Here is a 20,538-nt window from a genome sequence, read left to right as displayed (position 1 = left end):
TGTATGGAGCGTAAAACGATAAATTAAAAATGCTGAAATGAGCACAAAATAAGACTCTCAATCAGAATTGCCAAACGCCGGCCTGTAATGGCCGACTGTTTTAAAAAGTGCAAGTTGTTTAAGACCCACTCTTAAATGGAGGTGACCATGAACGCTACAGACATTGACAATTTACAGGTCAGTAATAACAATAGAACTTTATTGTTTAATGCAGTTGTTCTGGTTGTTGTGGTATTAAGCCTGTATGAATCAAAAAACCACAGTTATCTGCTGTTTCATACACTTTCCGAGATTTTCAGTATCATGATAGCCTTTGCACTTTTCATTGTCTCATGGAATACAAGGGACTATACAGAAGAGCCAAATCTTGTCTATCTTGGTATAGCATATCTTTTTATCGGCATTCTGGATCTCTTTCATACCATGTCCTATAAAGGGATGAATATTTTTACAGGAGATGCCTTTTATGCCAATCAACTCTGGATTGCTGCGCGCTATATTGAAAGTCTTACCCTGCTTGGGTTTGCACTTCTCAGTGATCGGAACCGCCGATTTCCCCGTATCCCGTATGTCTGGTTAATGGCACTGTTTTTTGTTGTAACTATTTTGACTCTTTTGTCTGTTTTTTACTGGCAGAATTTTCCTGTCTGTTTTGTACAAAATTACGATGACGGCACAGGTTATCAGACAAGCTTCAAGATCATAAGTGAATATATAATTATCTCCATACTTGTGGTAACGGCACTGGTACTCTACGGGCAGCGAAAATCATTTAACCCTTCTGTTTACAGACTGCTTATGTGGTCAATGGCTGCAACAATTTTAAGTGAGTTCTGTTTTACCCTCTATGTCAGTAATTACGGTCAGTTCAACCAGATTGGCCACTATCTTAAAATTTTTTCATTTTACATGATTTACCGTGCAATAATCTCCACAGGTTTGAGAAATCCCTTTCATGTCATGTTCCGAAGACTTAAGGAGAATGAACAGCAACTGTTGATTGCAAAAGATAAAGCAGAATCTGCCAGCAGGACAAAAAGCGCTTTTCTTGCCAACATGAGCCATGAGTTGCGTACCCCTTTAAATGGTGTTCTTGGTTATGCCCAGATTTTAACCCATCGCCCAGAAGCCACAACCTTCATGAAAGATGGGCTTACCATTATAGAAAAGAGTGGCCAGCATCTTCTTACCCTGATTAATGACATACTTGACCTTTCCAAAGTTGAAGCCGGTAAAATGGAGCTAAATCCCGTGGAATTCGGTCTTGCAGGATTCCTGGACAGCATTGAGGGTATCATAAGGATGCGTGCCCGTCAGAAAGGATTGACTTTGTCTTTTGATGTTGATGAAGCCATTCCGGAGGGTATTGTTGCTGATGAAACCCGTTTGCGCCAGGTGCTTTTGAATCTTATTGGTAATGCTGTGAAATTTACTGACAAAGGAGGAACAGTAACTGTATCAGTATATCCTTCAGCCCAAGGCAAAGGCAGAGTTTCAGAAAAAATGGCAGTTTCAGGCCAGGATACAGCACCAGATTCTACCGGAATTGATGGTGAATATGGAACTCAAGTCTCCCTTGTCTTTAAAGTTACCGATACAGGTGTGGGTATAGCGTCTGAGCATATAGGTACTTTGTTCTCTCCTTTTACACAGGTGGGTGAAAACCAGCTCCGTCTCCAGGGTACAGGGCTTGGTCTTGCCATAAGCCAGCAGCTTGTAAAACTTATGGGAGGAAAGATCTCGGTTGACAGTACCCTCGGAGAAGGCAGTACTTTCTGGTTTGAAGCGTTTTTTCCTGTGACAGATGCAAAAAGTATCAATGATAAAGCTATTTCCTGTCCAAAAACAATAGTGGGTTATGCCGGAAACAGCAGGACAATTCTTGTTGTTGATGATATCCTTGAAAATCGCATGGTGCTTGCACATATGCTTGAGCCGGCAGGGTTTGTTGTTCATATGGCAGAAAATGGCAAAATTGCTCTTGATATGCTTGCAAAAATGAAACCTGACATGATTATAACTGATCTTGTGATGCCTGTAATGAACGGCTTTGACTTTGTCTCTCAGCTTCGCCGTGATCCAGTATTTTCAAAAACACCTGTTCTTGCTGTCTCTGCAAGCACCTATCCCCTTGATGAATCGGAAAGTAAAAAGATCGGGTGTAACGATTTTATATCCAAACCCGTTGAATCAGAAGTGCTTTTTGATTTTATAGCCTCTCATCTTAACATTGAATGGATATATATGGATGAAAACCCCCAAAAGCAGGATGAAGAGTCATTAAATCATCTATCCGAAGTTGATTTGAGCCAGCTCTCTTTTCCGCCCCGTGAAGATCTTGAAATGCTCTACGAGCTTGCCGTACTTGGCAAGATTGCACAAATTGAGGATCTGACGGAAAAAATCAAGGCAAGAGATTCACGCTATTCTGACTTTGCAGAGAGGATTCGCAAAATGGCAGTGGCCTTTGATGATGAAGAGATTGTGGCGCTTGTTAAGTCATTGCTGGATAAAATGTAATAAGAGGATGGTATAGTTATGGAATCAATAAAAAACGAACTGGCTGACAAAGATCATACTCTTTTGATTATAGATGATAATCCTGCCAATCTGGCTGTGCTTACAGAGCATCTTAAGATGTGGAAATTTGATTTTATGGTTGCCAGAAGCGGCGAAAGCGGCCTTTACAAGGCACTACATGGAAAACCAGATCTTATCCTTCTTGATATCTGCATGCCTGGCATGGATGGCTTTGAAGTTTGTCAAAATTAAAGAGTGATCCTGTCACTTCTGAAATACCTGTGATTTTTTTAACTGCAAATTTTGTGGAAGCAGATAAGGTAAGGGGCTTTGAGATGGGTGCTGTGGATTACATCACCAAGCCTTTTCAGTCCAAAGAAGTTCTGGCAAGAATTAACCGCCATCTGGAAATCCATACCTTGAAAAAGCAGCTTGAAGCCAAGAACCGTAGAATGGCTGACCAGAATGCCCGCCTTGAAAACGAAATCAGGGAACGTAAAAAGGCACAAGCCAAGCAGAAAGAGCTTGAGGCCGTAAACTTAAGGCTTAAAAATGCAGAGAGTCTTGGCCGAATGGCAGGAGGAATTGCACACCTGTTTAATAATTATCTTTATGTTGTTACAGGTCATCTTGAACTTGCCTTGAATGACCTGCCCATCTACTCGCCGTTAAAAAATAATCTTACAGAAGCAATGGAAGCTGCCCGTAAGGCCGCTGATATCAGTGGCATGATGCTTACCTATCTTGGGCAGACCAAGTCAGTGCGTGAGCCTCTTGATATTGTGGAATTCTGCAGGAACAAAATCTCTTCCTTTCAAACACTAATCAGGAACGGCATTAATATTGAAACTGTTTTTGCAGATAACGAGATTATTATCAATGCTAATAAAAGCCAGATGCAGCAGATTATTAATCATCTTCTTATCAATGCATCTGAAAGCATAGTTGAAAACCATGGTGCTGTCACAATAACTGTCAAAACCATTTTAGCTTCCGAAATTTCTGATGTTATACTTTTCCCTATAAATCATACGCCCGTTTCAGAAAAATATGTATGTTTAAATGTCACTGATACAGGATGCGGTATTAGTAATGAAGATATTTATAGATTGTTTGAACCTTTTTATACGACAAAGTTTACTGGACGGGGATTGGGACTGCCGGTTGTTTTTGGTATAGTTAAATCGTGGGAAGGTATGATTGGTGTAAAAAGTGAGATAGGGCATGGCAGCTCTTTTAGAATTTTTATCCCCGTCTTTGAAGGCAATGCAGTTCGGGATTCTGAAACTGTTGTCAGGGTACCGGAGGCTTCTCAGAGAGTAAAAGTACTTCTTGTGGATGACCATAAAATGGTTCTTGATATGACAGCCTCAATGCTTAAAAAACTGGGAGCTGAAGTTGTAAAAGCTTCAAGCGGAGATGAAGCCGTAGAGATTTTTCGCCGTAATAAGGATGTTATTTCCTGTTTGATCACTGACCTTTCCATGCCTGGTCTGGATGGCTGGGAGACCCTTGCAGAAATACGAGAAATTCAACCGAATCTGCCGGCTATTTTGGCAAGCGGTCATGATGAAGCCTTTGTCATGTCCCGTGAGGATTCTGTGAAAACCCAGGCTTTTCTGCATAAGCCTTTTTCCATGGATGACCTGAAAGGCGCTCTGAAAAAGGCCATTTTATATGATTCATAAACCTTCATGGCCGAATTCAACTGCCACCCCTGACCATGAAAATGGTAAGGGTATTTTCACGGTAAAAAAATATTATTGCAGGGAGTGAATATGATTTTTGTCAATAATAGAATCAATAATCTCGTTACCATCATTTTTGCTGTAATCCTTTTTCTTATCCTTCTTTTTTATTATTCTAAACTGAATGCAATTGAAAATATTACTGTTCTCACTTCTGATTCTCTTAGCGCCAATGTGTCAGCAGGGGAGTTGGTTACAATATATGGAACGGCTGATGCAAACAATCTGACAGTTGCGGCTGGTGCTGATGCAAGGTTGATAAATTTTCCAGGAAGCAATGTTGTTACGATAAAATCCAACCCATGCCTATTTACTGTATATCGTTCCGGTGCGACAGTTATTTTTGAGGGAGATGACAGAACCTCTTTGAAAATCCCTGCAACCCAGACACCTCAAAGCATAATATTTGACAGCACTTTCCAGGCAGACGATGTTTCTGAATATGTTCATGGGGTATCCTATTCAAATTCCCGGGATGTCGTTGATATTTATTCTTTTGCATGTGACAAGCCCGCTTTTGATAAAACTGATGATATTCCTGATGATCTTAGTGCCTCTGAGTTTTCGCTTGTCATCACTTCAGGAGAAGTAATGCTTGGAGATCAGGTTATTGGTACCGATGCAGCTTCAATTGCAGGTTGTGAAGATATTCTTTCTTCTCGCCCTGAACTGCCTCAAATTGGTGTTAATTTTATACGTTTTTATGCAAACAACCTTCCTGATGAAGGTGCCAATTATGATACCAGTTATTTGCAGCCAGACTGGATTTTTAATGATTTTGAGCAGATGGGCATACATGTTTACCGCCAGTTTGTCATGGCAGATCTGCTATGGGATATTGTTGAACCTGAAGATGATCAGTGGCATTTTGAGGAAGCTGACACTGTAATTACAAACCTTGACTTTGAACCTGTAGTAACTCTGTTTACCATGCAGTTTGCATCGGGAACACCCCCATGGGAAACAGAGTCAGCCGCTTTTCAAAAAACATTAGGCTCTGAAGCACAGGATTATCTTGAAAAAGTCATAGAACGTTACGGCAAATATGTAAGATACTGGGAGCTTGGAAATGAAATGGATCACTGGAGGGCATATGATCCAGGCGAACCTGAAGTGACAAACCCTTATCCCAACATGGTTCCTCCGCCATCAGGTGGTTACTCTCCCGAGGAGCAGGGGCTGTTTTTGTCACAGGCCGCAGCTTTTATAAAAGAGAGGGATCCTTATGCTGTTATAGTAATGCCTGGAATAAGCGGACTTGATGCTTATACCGTAAATACGTGGCTGAAAGGGGTAATTGACGGAGGCGGCTCTGACTGGTTTGATGTTATAAATTATCATTATTACCCTGAGTGGCAGAGCTACGGATATAGAAGAGCGTCCCTTTCAATATTTATGGAGCAGAACAATCTGGAAGATAAAACGGTTTGGCTTACCGAGACAGGCTCAACTGCAAGCAGTACTCTTACCGTAAGAACAGATTATCCAAATTCCTATGAATCCCAGGCATCAGATATTTTTCGCCGTATAATTCCTGCATATGCAATGGGTGATTCTCTGGTACTATGGCATACATACATTGATTCCCAGGACACTCCAACCAACAACTGGCGTTTATATGGCATAAGAAGCGATCTTGGAGAGCTTCACCCATCTTATTCTGCATTGAAGCTTCTGACAAGTGAGCTTATTCCGTTTGATAAAGTAGAGGCTGTTTATGTTGATCCTGCTGGTGCAAATATATATCAGATTACAACTGCACCAGGTAACCGTTATTGTGTTGTCTGGGGAGACGGAAGTTACGATATTCCTGATGGAGCAATCCAGATGACATCTGTTGTGCCAGATGATGATGGAAGTTATACATGGGATAGTGTGGGAGATCAGAGCACTCTTGTTTTAACGCAGGAGCCTGTTCTATTGAAATTTTGATAATCTATGATATTTCGGCATGCCTCTCTGCTTTATACTTTACAAAGAGAAAGCTCTAATTTGCCGGAATCTCTCACAAAAAAGTGTAAAGTACCTTTGGAGCCATATAAACTCAAAGCCGACAGCTATGATCTTTTGAGCCTTGTAAACACTGTCTGAATCAGGATACCCAAGATTAACAGGATAAATCAGGATTATTTATCCTGAGCATCCTGGTTATCCTGATTCAGACAAATTCAATAACCGCTCAAAAAACAATAAGATGTCGATTTTGAGTATAAAGGATGCCAGGAATTTCATATAATGCAGAGACTCCAAAGTATCCGACTTGACATCAATTATAATTCAGATTATTATAATTCAAATTATAATAATCTGGAGCATCTGCTATGAAAAACCATTTTGTCAATAGAATTTCAGAGTTACAATACCTAAAAGATGAATATGATCAAAATAGATCATCTCTTATTATTCTCTACGGTAGAAGACGGATTGGCAAAACCACCTTGATTAAAGAGTTTATCAAAAATAAACAATCCCTATATTTTTTGGCAACTGAAGAATCAGAAAATGAAAATAAAAAAACGTTTCAGCATCAATTGGCTGAGATGACTGGCAATTTTCTATTACAGAAAGCAGCGATTCTGGAGTGGCATGATATCTTTTCCCTATTCAATCTTCATTTGCCCAATCAAAGAAAAATTTTGGTCATTGACGAGTTCCAATATCTCGGAAAAGGAAATAAAGCATTCCCATCAATTTTCCAAAAGGTATGGGATGAGTTGTTGATTAATAGCAACATCATGGTCATCTTATGCGGATCACTTATCAACATGATGGTTCAGCAAACCCTATCTTACTCAAGTCCCCTATACGGCCGACGAACCGGACAGATCCGATTGAAGCAGATTCCATTCTCCTATTACGATCAGTTCTTTGAAAGCCCCAAAAAAATTGATCTTATAGAGTATTATGCTGTGACCGGAGGTGTGCCCAAATACATTGAATTGTTCAGACCATTGTCGGATATCTTTGAAGCAATTAAAACCAATATTTTAGCCCCACAAAGTTTTTTGTATGAAGAACCCTTTTTTCTGCTCGAAAGAGAGGTCGGGGAGATCGGGACCTACTTTTCAATTATCAAATCCATCGCCGCTGGAAATCATAAAATAGGAAAAATTTCAGCAAATTTAGGAATCAATCAAAGCGGCATGACAAAATATTTAAAGACGCTTATGGAGCTTGATCTTGTGGAACGAATCGTACCGGTCACAGAGAAAAATCCGGAAAAAAGCAAAAAAGGACTCTACCGGATTAAGGATAATTTTATCACCTTTTGGTTCAAGTTTGTTTACCCTTATCGGCATTTCCTGGAGATGGATCAGCGGGACTTTGTTGTAGATAAGCTAAAACAGAATTTTCGTGATAACCACGTCAGTTTTGTTTATGAAGAGATCTGCAGGGAAAAACTGCTTGATCTCAGCAGCAAAGGGGAGATTGATTTCAAAATTTTGAAATCGGGAACATGGTGGAACAAAAATGAAGAGATTGATATTGTCGCACTGTCAGATGATGAGAATAAAATTATTTTTGGAGAATGTAAATATACGAAGCAAAAAACAGATGTGGAACTGTTTTACTGGCTGAAAGAGAAATCCCAAAAAGTGAAGTGGCATGCAGATGCCCGGAAATACTATATTTTATTTAGTAAATCAGGATTTTCAGAAGCTCTATTGCAATTAGCAGAACAGAACACCTCTCTATATTTGAAGATTGTTTAGTTCTACTTTGTTAGGTTTCATTTTTTTCCTAAAATTCCGTGAGTGTTCATGCTTGACATCTACCGGAACCTGCACCAAAAAAAATGTAAAGAATTTTTGGCATGATATGAAAGATGCACTTTTTTGCTGTTGATTAGTGGCGTACAAAATATCGCTAATAATAATACTCAAAATCGACATCTTACTGCTTTATCAGCAGTTATTACATTTGTCTGAATCAGGATAACCAGGATGGATAGGATGTTCAGGATAGATAATCCTGCCTTATCTTTGTTAATCTTGGGAATCCTGATTCAGACAGTATTGACAAGGCTCAAGATGTTATAGTTGTCGATTTTGAGAATAATAACTCCGCCCCCAATAATCCTGATTGAATGAATTTCGCCCAGCAGAATCAGAGCAAACAATATCCCATAAACAGGTTCTAAGGCATCCACTTTAGACGGAAGCCTATACTACGGTTGTTGCTGTCCCAACTGTCCGGATTGTAGCGATTCGCAGAGCGGCAGCTACTATTGGAGGTACCCCAGGCTCCTCCTTTGGCAACATCACCTGAACTTGAAGGATTCCCTAAAGGATCCGTAACCGAGTCTGGTACAGGTCCCACGCCATAGGTTGTGGTATAGCCGTCCGAACACCACTCGTAAACATTCCCGTGCATGTCATACAATCCCCAGGCGTTGGGAGCCTTGAGAGCAACAGGATGGGTTCCTCGACAATTAGAAATGGGGGAGGTTGAATAACAACCAGAATAATCAGCATCTGAATTATAGTAATACCAACCCATGGCATCTAAATTCGGGTCAGGATTTTGATAACTGTCGTTTTCAGTTATATCTCCGTTGGCAAAGGCAGCGGTACTGCCCGCGCGTGCGGCATACTCCCATTGGGCCTCGGTGGGAAGTGAATATGTTCCCTCTCCCATGCTGTTTAATGCATCAATAAAATTATTTACGTCATATTTAGATACACTTTCAACAGGGCAATTTTCTCCGCAATTGCTGAAATATGAGGGATTGCTATCCATTACCGCCTCCCATTGGCCCTGGGTTACTCCCATTGGCCCTGGGTTACTTCCGTTGTCTGTATATAATATGCCTGGGTCAGAGTCACCTCATGCAGAGGTTCATCAGAGCCTCTACCCCACTCATCTTCTGGTGAACCCATCATGAATGTGCCTGGCTCAATACGAACAAAGGTCATACCAAATAAGTTGTTGGTAACAGTGTCACAGGGATTATCAGTGGGCTCCGCATTCTCAACATATATTTTAATTGCCCCCCATGCCCCCGATGATCTCTGTTCAAGTGGATGATAAACTTTCATACCCAGATCATTTTGTGATGCATCACCAAGGCAGCCGGGTTTGCCACAAATGCCAATTTCCAGGGCAACACATGATTTCAATTTCCGGAATTCATCTATACCAGAAAAAGGATAATAAACAACAATCTCACCGCCACCCAATTTATCGCGAAGTTCAGGGCCTACATTGCAGGTATTCCGGATTAGCAGTTGACCCCATTTGTCTTCTACAATTGTCGCTGTATGGGCATATTCCTCACCTGAATTTCTTCCGAACGATATGACAATTTTTTTGCCTTCATGAATATTGTCAGCGACAGTTGTTAAAATGTTTTCATTCACGTTATCTCCGGAATTAATATTTCCTATCTCAGTAAAATATGTTCCAACAAAAGCTCTCATTTCTGGTTTTGAGACATTTTCCAGCATATTTTCAGAAGTGTTTAAGTCATATTTGTCATTTATTTTATCGAAAAATGCTTCTTTGCTGCACCCCCTGAATAGATAATCCTCATAGATTTGGGTGAATGTTCCGGCATGACAGATCTTGGCAAATATTTTACCTCCAAGGGTGTTTGTGGATAGCATAGCTGCAGAGTCGGTGTTAGTTCCACGGGTTGTTTTAAAATAAGATGGATAAACAGTGGCATAGACCCCTGTTTGTATATAATACCCTGGATCATCACCCATAAATTCATAAACATCAAGTTCATCATCTTCAGTTAATTCATCGGGTATTGGCATTGTAATGGTAATCGGCTTTTCAAGAATAATATCATCAGGAGAAATACGCAAACAGGTACCTATTAGATCTGATTCGTTTTCTATTTCCAACACTTCAATCAATAATGTTGTATCCGAGGGTAATGCTCCAGCAGGTATATCAAGGGATGCTCCCCCCGCGGTAGTAACAGAACCTCCATCATTGGCCACTATTTCTTCTGATGCCGACTCAATCACCCTGTAACCGGTACCACCTTCATTTTCAATTGAGGCAGGAGTCAAATCAATCACCTGGTCACCCAGAAATACAGATCCTGAATCAATTATTAATGTTCTGGAGTCATCATCAAAAACGATGGGCTGGGGCGTTGTTGTTGCTGGCATTTTCAAGAAAGAGACTTGTTATTAAAATCGTACAAAAGCATTGCCAAAATAATTTTTTCATTTTCTCCTCCCATCGTTTTTTTTAATATTTTGTGTCAATTAAGGGTATAATTGAACACAGTGATGCAAAACAAATTTTCGCCTCAATGTAAAAAAAATTAAAAAGTCTTTCTGGTCATGCCTGGTTCAGGCGGGTATTATACAAGAGAGAGTGAGACTTATGTATTATCCGTCAGGAAATGAACTCTATGAGAAAAGGAGAAAAGGAAATAAGCAGAACTATTATAATGAAAAAAAGAGAGAGGTATTTATTGATTCTTGCATGATATTCTCTTTTTTTTCTGAGAAGGAAGATTTCCAATGCCGAGGAGAGAAATATAAATCCGGAGATTGGCCATACAATAAAAATCACGCCGATCATTGCCCAGTTTTCAGAATAGATACTGCCTTTCCATGCTTCATATGCAAAATAGGCAGCAAAAATTGAAAGAATCAGCCAAACCAGTTTCAGAAGATAAAGCCTCCAGTGTTTTTCCTGGATGACACCCGTCACAAGAAGTCCAATGGAAATCAGACAAAGTGGTAATGCAAGTGAATAAAGCATATAACATTGATCTCCAGTGGTGAATTGTGAAGACTAAACATTGGAAGCATTGGCTCTTGATTGATAAGTTGCGTACAAAATCCCGCCTATAATTATAACTCCGCCACCGAGAACCTTGATTGAAGGGATTTCACCCAGCAGAACCATAGCAAACAATATCCCATAAACAGGTTCTAAACAAGTGATAATGCTTGCAAGTTGTGCTTTCACCCTTACCATTCCCTGTATAAAAAGGGTATGGGCAAGGGCTGTGAAAACAACACCAAGTATTGCAACCATACCTATATCGTATGGAGTTATATCGAAAATTTCCCCACCGATAAAAGGCATAAGAGCCATGCATGCAATCCCGTCCTGATAAAATGCTATGGTGAGTGAGGAATATTTTATAAGATATTTTTTGTTAAGTATGGAGAGTAGTGCAAAGGTAAAGCCTGAAACAGTACCCCACAAGGCTCCCAGAGTAAGGTTGTTTGAAAGGTCAAACTCGGGAACCACCAGAACAAGACCTGAAAATACAATTAAAGAGATGCCAATATCTCTTAAAAGAAGTTTTTCATTGAAAAATAATGGTTCAAGAAAAGTGACAAATATAGGATATGATGAAAAGGAGAGCAGACCTATGGCTACGGTGGAGATCTGTATTGAGTAAAAAAATGTCACCCAATGAACAGCAAGAATGGCTCCCATGACCAAAAATCCCATGAGATCTTTCCTGTTCTTATACCTGACGGGAATCTTAAGGATATGCAGAACCATGACAAGCACAATGCTTGCAAATGCAGTTCTTCCAAAAACAATCAGTTTCGGAGATATGTGAAGAAATTTGCCGAACAATCCTGACATGCTGAACAGAAGGACAGATATATGTATGGTTAAAAGCCCTTGAAAATTTTTTTGCATTATTTGACTCCACGAGATTGTTCATTTCTGTTATAAGAAAAGCAGTATGTTTAATATATTACAAAAAGCCTATCCGACGAGGCAACCACAGAGGATTTGTCCCTACATTATGCAAGATCATTATTGAAGATAACAAATTAGCACTACACTTTAATAATATTTTAGTCAAATTCAAAGTCTGGAGTCATATCTCTGTTGAATTATGCGGTGACTTCCAACCATATTCATCTCTGAAAACAGTTTTTTTATAACGTACATCGCTGATGATAGCCACAATCGAAGAGATGAAAGTCGTTTTAAAAACAGGCTGTTACCGAGACTTTCATATAAACTGTACTACGAGTTGAACATAGCAATCTTAAGAAAAACTCATTTGAAATAGCATGGTATCCGTATTACTATTGTATTTATGATATACTCATTCAAGAATAATTTTAAGAGGTTCCAATGGTAAGAATACCTACTCATAGAAGTCCAACTCATCCCGGAGAAATGCTCCTGGAGGAATTTTTGAAGCCAATGGGTATCACTCAACGAGATTTGGCTAATGCTATTAATGTTCCCTATCAAAGGATCAATGAAATCATAAACGGAAAGCGTGGGATTACACCCAGTACAGCTTTAAGGCTTAGTAAAGCCTTTGGCAACACAGCCGATTTTTGGATGAATCTCCAATTGAGAAGAGATCTCTATTCTGCATTGAAATCAGAAGAAAAAGCATTGAACAAGATCAAGCCTATGCAGTCATTTTCTCTTAACGGATCAACAATGCATCCTTGACGGATTGTTTTTAAGGGTTGCATTCCGGCTGCATAGAGAGGGGGCGGGGGAGTGTGGTATTTCAAATAAAAGACCATGACAAATGGCTGTTATTACCTTTTATCCGATTCTTTGATTTCAGAATATACGCAAGTTATCAGGGGGTAATACAGGATTGGGACTATTGTTATCACCTATCTTCTCAAAGTCGACACATATGATCTTGTAAGCCTTGTCAACACTGTCTGAATCAGGATTCCCAAGATTAACAAGATAAGGCAGGATTATCTATCCTGAGCATCCTATCCATCCTGGTTATCCTGGTTCAGACAACTGCAATAACTTCTGAAAAAGCAATAAGATGTCGATTTTGAGTAACGAAGACTTAAACCCAGGGGCGGATTACAGATCTCCGCCCCATTAAGTCATGGCTTATACACCAAGCACAAAATCAACAAGAATTATAACATCCTGTATATTTGTCACGCCATCTCCATTGATATCACCCTCCTGAAGACCATTCAAGACATAATCAATACCTCCATTCAATTTAAAAAGATTCAGGCAGTACAGATATTGTAAACTTCATTAACAGAATAATAGAATAACACCCTTTAAAAACAAGATATGTCTGTCAATGTAAACGAAGTTAGCATCAAGGTAATGTTTATTTACATATTTTGATTGAATTGTGCCGTGAGTACAGCGAACGGAACGGCATTGTAAAAGTCTGAGTTTAGCATTTGTTATACCCTCAAAACCGACACATACAACATCTTGAGCCTTGTTAATACTGTCTGAATCAGGATTCCCAAGATTAACAGGATAAGGCAGGATTATCTCTATCCTGAGCATCCTATCCATCCTGGTTATCCTGGTTCAGACAAATTCAATAACTAAAAAAAGCAATAAGATGTCGATTTTGAATATACCTGATATTGACTTAGTATGATTGAGAAAGCATAATAGTGTAAAAACGAAACTCTAATATGGAGGCCTCAATGCTGGCAATTACTGTAAAGAATATACCAGATGATTTGTACGAGAATTTAAAGCTTTCTGCTCAATTGCACCATAGAAGTATTAACTCTGAAATCATTGCATGTCTTGAAAAAAAGTTGCTGATTGAAAAAGTAGCTGCTGAAAAAAGAATCACAAATGCCCGCCAATTAAGAAGTAAATTCAAAGCGAAAAATGCTGATATTGATGAAATTGAGTCTCTAATCGAAGAAGGGCGGCCATGATCGTTGTAGATACAAACATAATCAGTTATCTTTACCTGCCCACAAAGTATTCAAATCTTGCTGAACAATTATTGAAACAGGAACCACAATGGGCAGCTCCTGTTTTATGGAAAAGTGAATTCAGGAATGTCTTGTCTGGCTATCTCCGAAAGGAACTATACGAATTTGATTCAATAATAGCTATTCTCCAAGAAGCTGAAGACCTAATGTCGAATCAAGAGTACCAAATTTCCTCATTACAAGTGATGAATTTGGTGTCTAAATCAGACTGTTCAGCCTATGATTGTGAATTTGTTGCGTTAGCCGAGCATTTAAAAATCAAACTTGTCACACAAGACAAAAAGATTCTTCAAAATTTTCCCCAAATTTCTCATTCCCTTGAGTCCTACCTTGCTTTAGAAGTATAGGAATGAGTTTCGAATAAGATACCTAAACTCCCCCTCGCAAGTCTGTGATAGGGGGAGTAAGGTGGTAAGTTATTAAAAACTCATTTCAAAATGATTATTACCACTCAATTTTCAAATTTGCAGGATTTGATATTGATACATTAAAATCCTTTTCAAATGCTCCCAAATCAGGGGCAAAGCCCTTATAATTATCGTTTATTCCGGGCAGAACAACACCGGCATCAATGGCAGAACTGTCAGGCATTAAGCTGTAATCAGCAATTTGGGGATTTGTAAATTCAGGTTCTGCATTTAACCCATTTGTCTCTTGATAGGTAAGGGATTGAAAAGTTTGAAGATCAGGGATGTGTTTGGGGTTTACACCTGTCCAGTAGATATATTCATCGGTGCGGCTGGTATAGACAAGATCATAATCAAGATCCACGGGCTGTGTTGTGTTGTAGTTATGAAGAGCGTAATCAGTACCGGAAAAGATGTTATTGCGGGATACAATATTATCCCATGTGCCCGGAGCCTTGATATAGATGCCGTTATTACCGGAATACCACGCATCACAGGTGTTGTGGAAAAGGTACATTGTGCCTGATTTGTCATACCCACTGTTGAATTTAAAAGGGCTTCCTGTGTATTCGCTGTTTCCGGCACCTGTCCTGTGGATAACATTGTAAATTGCATATACAGGCCCGTCATAAACAGGAGCAAGTGATATACCCATTAAAACATCCTGGAACTCATTGTCCCACAGGCGAACATTGGCTGCTCTGCCATCAACCTCCACGCCATCATCACCCACATTATAAACAAGGTTGCCGTAAACATCGGTTTCATTGGTGATTTCACTACAACTTTCCGGACTCACTCCAAATCCGTCAAAATAGTCGTGGAAGGTGTTGTGCCTTATAACATTACCACGGCCATTTACAGGGTCATAAAACCTTATACCGCCGGTCTCAAGGTGGGAGAAATCCTTTACAGGATGCCATGGCCATTGGAAAATGGTATCATAAAATTCACAATACTCAATTAAATTGCGTGATGAGCTGCGTTTCAGGCCAACTCCAAGGTCATTTACGGCAAAGGTGCAGTTGCGCACAAGGATATCATTGGCATTATTTAGGTAGATAGCTTTGGCCCAGCTTCCACAGCCAAAATGGGTAAACGTGATATCAAGGAAAAAAATATGATCCTGCTCCACCATAAATGCATAGTTAAAACGGGATACAAGAACCTCAGAAAGATTTGGCTCTTTATCCTCCATCAGATGCAGGTATAAAAGGGTATCACTGCAATAAAATCCTGAAATACCGTGGGTTAGATTTTCAAGGCTTTCAAGGCTTTCATAGGGAAAAAGACGCTCTCCATCCACTGTAACAAGATGGGTATCAGGCACATTGATATCTGATATATAAAGGCCATTTCCCGCAGGTTCCCAGACAAAAATCTGGGGATCTGCACCGCTTATCACAGCTTTTTCGTTTTCCATCCCCCGAATAACCACAGGTGTATCTTCGCTGCCGGAAACGGGCATTGAAAAGCCACCCTGGTAATATGTACCCCCTGAAAGCACAATCTCATCCCCTGCCTGGGCCATGGATATGGCTTGGGAAAGGGAGCATGGCATTCCGATGGTACAATCCATGCCTTCACCATCAGGAGCAGCAAAGTAGCTGTTAATGGGGGATGGAATATCAATATTTCCTCGGGTAGCTCTGCTTCCCTCAAGTACAAAACCGTCAAGGGTGCCGGCAGTGTCACTGAACTCCACACTTACATCATAAAGGGTATCTGGTGACAGATAAAAAAGAGAGCCTATGAATTGTAAAGAGGTTGTGCGTGTTGGAGTAAAAGCCTGCCTCCAATCTCCCCCTGCTTCCCGATATTTTACAGAAATTTCCGCATTGGAATCAGGGTCTTCACCAGCTTCAAGGGTGACAATCACGCCCATGGCATGGAAGTTGGGGTAAAGTTCAAGCTCTGCGGCTGGTACTGACACTGTAAAAAGTGATAAAAGAGAGATTGCACAGGCAAAAGTTTTCCATGGAATTTTAGGCCTCAATCTCTTTTCGTACAGCAGTTTCCATGAAATTTTAGGTCTCAATCTCTTTTCGTACAGCAGTTTCCATGAAATTTTAGGTGTCAATGTCTTTTCGTACAGCAGTTTCCATGAAATTTTAGGTAACATTGTCTTTTCGTACAGCAATGTTTTTTTTATCACTTTATCCTCCTTTTTTGTGTCGGCGGCTCTGCTCTCTGTTGGACGCAGTTCACCCGTAGGTGCAAACCTTTGTGGTTGACCTTAAAATTAAGGTGTTACAATATTTTTATGGAAGTAAAATTTTATTTCATTAAGGAGTGTTGATATAAGATTGATCAAGGCCTATAACCTGGTTTCCCAGCATGACATTTCCGCTGTCTATTACAAGATCAAAACTGCTCTCTTCAAAATTTAGGGTCTGGGTTGTCAAAGTAGCAGGAATCTTTATCAGGGTGCCGCTGCTGCTTGATAGTGTCACCATTGCGCCTGAACGATGTAGAGTGAAATTTGATGAAGGCTCATTGATGTCCAGTATGTTGGCACCAATGAAATTAAGGCAGTTAACACGCCCTCCGGAGTATATGGTAAGCCTGTTTGCCCCCTGTGAACCAAAAGCTTTTATATAACTTCCGGCAGAAACTGACATGGAAGAGGCTCCTTCTGTCAATACCGAATTTACAGTTATCTCATCAGGCAGGTCACTGCCATTTATTGTGATAAAAGCTGAATCAAATTGCACTATTACACGATTTGCATCTGGATCCGAAACTGTGGGAAGTTGTATGATTGTTGATATATGCCCGGGAGCATTGCTGCTTATCGTGCCTGTTATGTATGCAATAATTCCGTCATCCACAGAGGCATTGCTGGAAAGTGAAAGTATAAGCATACGGTATGTACCGGACTCCACCTCATTGCTCATGACAGTTTTTCCGGATGAGTCGGCAGCAGGGCCTGGTTCTGCACCTGTTATCTGTATTATTGCAGGATCATATTTAAGATCAGTGGAAATAGCTGAAATCTCCTGACCGTCAGTGTCAATGGAAAGCTCAATTTGAAAGGCTTCTCCGGCATTGACTGTCAATGATGAAAGGGAAAGTTCCGGCTCAGCTTTTGCCTGGGTAGGTGTCAATGATATGGTTATAAAAAGTATTAAGAGAAGCATAAAGGATGATTTTTGCCATTCAGTATGTTCGTTTTTCAATGTTTTTCTCCTTTAATGTTTTTAAAAATTTGCAGGTCTCTGTCATTAATTATTTGCAGTTGAAAAATTAAGGTTAAGCACTCTCTTTGCCATTTTTTATGCAGAAGATGTGCCATTAAAGCAAGAGGGATTAAAGATTTTGGGAAAAGATATACAATCAGGAACTACAAATTTAGTTGAGTATCAACCTGCAGCCAGTGGTCTCCCTATTTACTCAAAGATGAGGCATCTTTCATTTGCCTGTTTACACTTTGTCAGAACCATGATTTTCATGATTAAGGGATTATCCTGATTTTTCATCATGTTAATCTTTAAATCCTTTAATCATGGTTCAAAAATTTTCCGAAAAGTGTAAACTACTTTTGGGTTGATATGAAGGATGCCAAAGATGACACCTATTTTCTTTTGAGCTTTGTCAATACTGTCTGAATCAGGATACCCAAGATTAACAGGATAAGGCAGGATTATCTATCCTGAGCATCCTATCCATCCTGGTTATCCTGGTTCAGACAACTGCAATAACTTCTAAAAAAGCAATAAGATGTCGATTTTGAGTGTTTAAGATGCTATTTTTTAATCATAACTTCCGCTGTTTCAACATGGCTTGCTCGGCTTCCCTATTGGGAAATTTCAAATAATAATGATTTTGTTCATCTTTGTTGCGAATAGTGAGGTATCCCGCATTAAAAAAAAGCACTTCCGGTCGAAGTCGTTGCAGATTATGAACGCGCAAATCCATTTCACTGACAATCAGACTATTATCTCTTTCGTAATCAATAACCTGTTGTACATCAATCGCGTTCTCCTTGATATAGTCGCTAATCGCACTGGGAATGCCTGTATCCGACCAGTATGAACCGAATTTTCTTTTTTTAACAAATGAGTTTATATCCCAAGGGTTATACAGCTTATTGGACTCATTCCCAAAATTATAACCGTTATACTCTGCTTTGATTTGCTGCATAATCTCTTGATCGGCTTTATTTTGCTGTTTGGCAATCGCCTTTATTTCTTCACTGAAATTTGCCTCAATTTCAGTTTGGGTATAACCAACAATATCACTGTTTTCTTCTTCAAAACTAATATCATCAAGATTATTCAGTACCGAAAATATGTTCATCTTCATCAGTTTGGTAAGTCCTGTCAGCATGAAAAACTGAATATACTCATCACTATCTTTTACCGGAGCATAAAAATCCTGAAAATATTGCCTAACCTCTTCGGCCTTTTTAAGATTTTTCAAATTTACCAGGATAGGCTTGTCATATTCATCCACCAGTACCACCACAGGTTGTCCGGCTTTTTGACTGGTTTCCTCCAAGATTTCCCCAATATCAAAATAATCAAAATCCCGAAGTTTGATGACTTCATCTTCGATAAACACTTTACCCTTATTCTTAATATACTCCTCTAAATCTTTCCCTTCTGAGAATCCGGCAAAACTGAGATGCAAAACCGGAAATTTTTGAAAGTCCAGCTTGTCATAGATATAAAGACCTTCAAATAACTCTTTTTTGCCTAAGAAAAGATTCTTGAGAGCCGATAACATAAGGCTTTTGCCGAAACGACGGGGACGAGAGAGAAAATTATAGCGACCGCCATATTCCAGAAGGGAATGCATCTGAGGTGTTTTGTCCAAATAGAATTCGGAATTCCGTTTTAACGTCTCAAAATCTTGTGTCCCGATAGGGAACTTTTTTCTTTCACTCATGGGGCTCCAATGGTTACATTGTAAATTAAATGGAGTATTCCAGTTTTGCATAGTGCAAAGGAGTTGTCAAAATCATGTGATTATTTTAAAAAGATGCTGATTTAAATATATAAATATTTGAATATTAACTTCAAAAGAATGTATATTGAGAATATGACGATAGAGATTACACTCAAATGCCCTGCTTGCTCAGTGATAAATATAAAGAAAAATGGTAAGAAGCGCAATAAGGAACAAAATTACTATTGGAAAGATTGTATATGATAAAAACACTGTGTTTGATTATGATTTTCCTTTGCTCAGGAATAGCGCTTTCAGGGTATGCACAGGATAATTCAGTAAGAATTTCAAGTGGAGAGTATGCTCCGTGGACATCTGCCTCTGCACCCCACGGTGGTTTTGTAAATCATTTGATATCCGAAGCATTCAAGCAAAAAGGTTATACCGTAAGTTTTGACTATCTACCCTGGAAGCGAGCTTATCTGATGGCAAAAAACGGAGAATATCAGGCTACATCCTTCTGGGCGGACACGGAAAAGGAGTATAGTGAATTTTTCTACAGAAGTCTTCCTGTCATGCAGGCCAAGGTTGTCTTTTTTCATTTGCGTTCAAAACCCATGCGGAAGTGGGAGAAGATGACAGATCTAAAAGATTATCGAATTGGAACAATGATTGGGGAGACCTCAACAAAAATGCTTGAGGATGCAGGATTGAAAGTGGACAACGCACCTAAAACAGAACACTGCTTTAAAAAACTGCTGGCAGGCAGGATTGATATCTTTCCACTGGATGTTTTAACAGGTCTTGAGTTTCTCCAGACTCAATTTACCGTGGATCAGGCTGATTTGATCTCTTATGATGCCCGACCTTTGTTTGAAACATCCGCTTCCCTTATGTTTCCTAAATGTATGGGTAACAGTGAGGCGTTGGTTGCTATATTTAATCAAGGATTGACGATTCTTAAAAACGAAGGCAGATATGACGAATTATATAATGATCTGCTTGATGGTAAATATAGACAATAATATTAAATGTTTCCTGCAAAGGAGCTTCTCCAATGGAAAATGACGAAAACAAATGCTGGTTTGTGGGCATGAGTTCCAGAATGTGGATACCGGTATCCTGGGAAGGCTGGCTTTTAACTGCTATCTGCGTGGGGTTGATATTTTTGATTACTAACATAAATGATGTCAGCAATTCATCCATAAATCTCTCCAGAGACTGGCCTCTATTTCTGGAGTTAATAGTGGTTATTATTGGATTTTACTGGATATCAAA

Annotated in this window: 17 protein-coding genes and 1 pseudogene; 11 read left to right on the top strand and 7 right to left on the bottom strand. The window is 39.6% G+C overall.

Features of this window, described 5'->3' with window-relative positions:
* Window positions 1-147 precede the first annotated feature (147 nt).
* From MTBBW1_RS07470 to MTBBW1_RS07450, 5 genes and pseudogenes are all read left to right on the top strand, one after another.
* Window positions 148-2,520 carry an MASE3 domain-containing protein gene (locus MTBBW1_RS07470; protein WP_186441147.1) on the top strand — a complete coding sequence of 791 codons (2,373 nt, stop codon included), beginning with the start codon at window positions 148-150 and terminating at the stop codon, window positions 2,518-2,520.
* Between the two features lie 18 nt (window positions 2,521-2,538).
* Window positions 2,539-2,855: pseudogene (locus MTBBW1_RS07465) on the top strand (response regulator); the annotation flags it as partial.
* Window positions 2,856-4,208 (top strand): hybrid sensor histidine kinase/response regulator, encoded by a 1,353-nt coding sequence (locus MTBBW1_RS07460; RefSeq protein WP_425430006.1) that lies wholly within the window; start codon window positions 2,856-2,858, stop codon window positions 4,206-4,208.
* A gap of 90 nt (window positions 4,209-4,298) precedes the next feature.
* On the top strand, window positions 4,299-6,200 hold the full coding sequence (locus tag MTBBW1_RS07455; RefSeq protein ID WP_080801416.1) for a glycoside hydrolase 5 family protein: 1,902 nt from the start codon (window positions 4,299-4,301) through the stop codon (window positions 6,198-6,200).
* A 389-nt stretch (window positions 6,201-6,589) separates the two neighbouring features.
* Window positions 6,590-7,981, top strand: a complete 1,392-nt coding sequence (locus tag MTBBW1_RS07450) for an ATP-binding protein (RefSeq protein ID WP_080801411.1) — start codon at window positions 6,590-6,592, stop codon at window positions 7,979-7,981.
* A gap of 424 nt (window positions 7,982-8,405) precedes the next feature.
* Here the strand turns inward: MTBBW1_RS07450 and MTBBW1_RS07440 are convergent, their stop codons facing one another.
* The 4 genes from MTBBW1_RS07440 to MTBBW1_RS07425 form a co-directional block, all read right to left on the bottom strand.
* Window positions 8,406-9,008: a formylglycine-generating enzyme family protein gene (locus MTBBW1_RS07440; protein WP_186441146.1), complete on the bottom strand. Its 603-nt coding sequence runs from the start codon at window positions 9,006-9,008 to the stop codon at window positions 8,406-8,408.
* A gap of 23 nt (window positions 9,009-9,031) precedes the next feature.
* Window positions 9,032-10,393 carry a formylglycine-generating enzyme family protein gene (locus tag MTBBW1_RS29940; protein WP_080801403.1) on the bottom strand — a complete coding sequence of 454 codons (1,362 nt, stop codon included), beginning with the start codon at window positions 10,391-10,393 and terminating at the stop codon, window positions 9,032-9,034.
* A 232-nt stretch (window positions 10,394-10,625) separates the two neighbouring features.
* Window positions 10,626-10,997 carry a hypothetical protein gene (locus tag MTBBW1_RS07430; RefSeq protein ID WP_080801400.1) on the bottom strand — a complete coding sequence of 124 codons (372 nt, stop codon included), beginning with the start codon at window positions 10,995-10,997 and terminating at the stop codon, window positions 10,626-10,628.
* Between the two features lie 33 nt (window positions 10,998-11,030).
* The gene (locus MTBBW1_RS07425; protein WP_080801396.1) at window positions 11,031-11,900 is read right to left on the bottom strand and encodes a DMT family transporter; all 870 of its coding nucleotides are present in this window, start codon (window positions 11,898-11,900) and stop codon (window positions 11,031-11,033) included.
* A gap of 447 nt (window positions 11,901-12,347) precedes the next feature.
* On the opposite strand from MTBBW1_RS07425, the gene MTBBW1_RS07420 reads away from it, so the two are divergent.
* The 3 genes from MTBBW1_RS07420 (at window position 12,348) to MTBBW1_RS07405 (ending at window position 14,310) form a co-directional block, all read left to right on the top strand.
* Entirely contained in the window at window positions 12,348-12,680 is a 333-nt protein-coding gene (locus MTBBW1_RS07420; protein WP_080801395.1) for a HigA family addiction module antitoxin, read from the top strand.
* A gap of 980 nt (window positions 12,681-13,660) precedes the next feature.
* A complete protein-coding gene (locus MTBBW1_RS07410) occupies window positions 13,661-13,903 on the top strand; it encodes a FitA-like ribbon-helix-helix domain-containing protein (protein WP_080801390.1) in 243 nt (80 codons plus the stop codon).
* A complete protein-coding gene (locus MTBBW1_RS07405) occupies window positions 13,900-14,310 on the top strand; it encodes a type II toxin-antitoxin system VapC family toxin (protein WP_080801387.1) in 411 nt (136 codons plus the stop codon). The genes MTBBW1_RS07410 and MTBBW1_RS07405 overlap by 4 nt, the downstream gene beginning before the upstream one ends.
* Window positions 14,311-14,407: 97 nt before the next feature.
* Here the strand turns inward: MTBBW1_RS07405 and MTBBW1_RS07400 are convergent, their stop codons facing one another.
* The 3 genes from MTBBW1_RS07400 to MTBBW1_RS07390 all read right to left on the bottom strand — a co-directional run bounded on the left by MTBBW1_RS07400 (window position 14,408) and on the right by MTBBW1_RS07390 (window position 19,260).
* A complete protein-coding gene (locus MTBBW1_RS07400; protein WP_080801385.1) occupies window positions 14,408-16,525 on the bottom strand; it encodes a right-handed parallel beta-helix repeat-containing protein in 2,118 nt (705 codons plus the stop codon).
* A gap of 130 nt (window positions 16,526-16,655) precedes the next feature.
* Window positions 16,656-17,549, bottom strand: a complete 894-nt coding sequence (locus MTBBW1_RS07395; RefSeq protein WP_080801382.1) for a cohesin domain-containing protein — start codon at window positions 17,547-17,549, stop codon at window positions 16,656-16,658.
* A 577-nt stretch (window positions 17,550-18,126) separates the two neighbouring features.
* Window positions 18,127-19,260 carry an AAA family ATPase gene (locus tag MTBBW1_RS07390; RefSeq protein WP_186441145.1) on the bottom strand — a complete coding sequence of 378 codons (1,134 nt, stop codon included), beginning with the start codon at window positions 19,258-19,260 and terminating at the stop codon, window positions 18,127-18,129.
* Window positions 19,261-19,398: 138 nt separating this feature from the next.
* Between MTBBW1_RS07390 and MTBBW1_RS30315 the strand changes: the two genes are divergently transcribed.
* The 3 genes from MTBBW1_RS30315 to MTBBW1_RS28245 form a co-directional block, all read left to right on the top strand.
* Complete coding sequence (locus tag MTBBW1_RS30315; protein ID WP_425430005.1) at window positions 19,399-19,524, top strand: transposase-like zinc-binding domain-containing protein; 126 nt, start codon at window positions 19,399-19,401, stop codon at window positions 19,522-19,524.
* Window positions 19,521-20,285 (top strand): substrate-binding periplasmic protein, encoded by a 765-nt coding sequence (locus MTBBW1_RS07385; RefSeq protein WP_080801376.1) that lies wholly within the window; start codon window positions 19,521-19,523, stop codon window positions 20,283-20,285. Before MTBBW1_RS30315 ends, MTBBW1_RS07385 begins: the two co-directional genes overlap by 4 nt.
* Window positions 20,286-20,317: 32 nt before the next feature.
* Window positions 20,318-20,538: hypothetical protein (locus MTBBW1_RS28245; RefSeq protein WP_186441144.1), on the top strand; the 221-nt coding region annotated here is incomplete at its 3' end.

The organism is Desulfamplus magnetovallimortis, from assembly GCF_900170035.1.
GTDB lineage: Bacteria > Desulfobacterota > Desulfobacteria > Desulfobacterales > Desulfobacteraceae > Desulfamplus > Desulfamplus magnetovallimortis.
The sequence above is the reverse complement of the archived record's forward strand: the minus strand, read 5'-3'. Positions and strand labels throughout refer to the sequence as shown.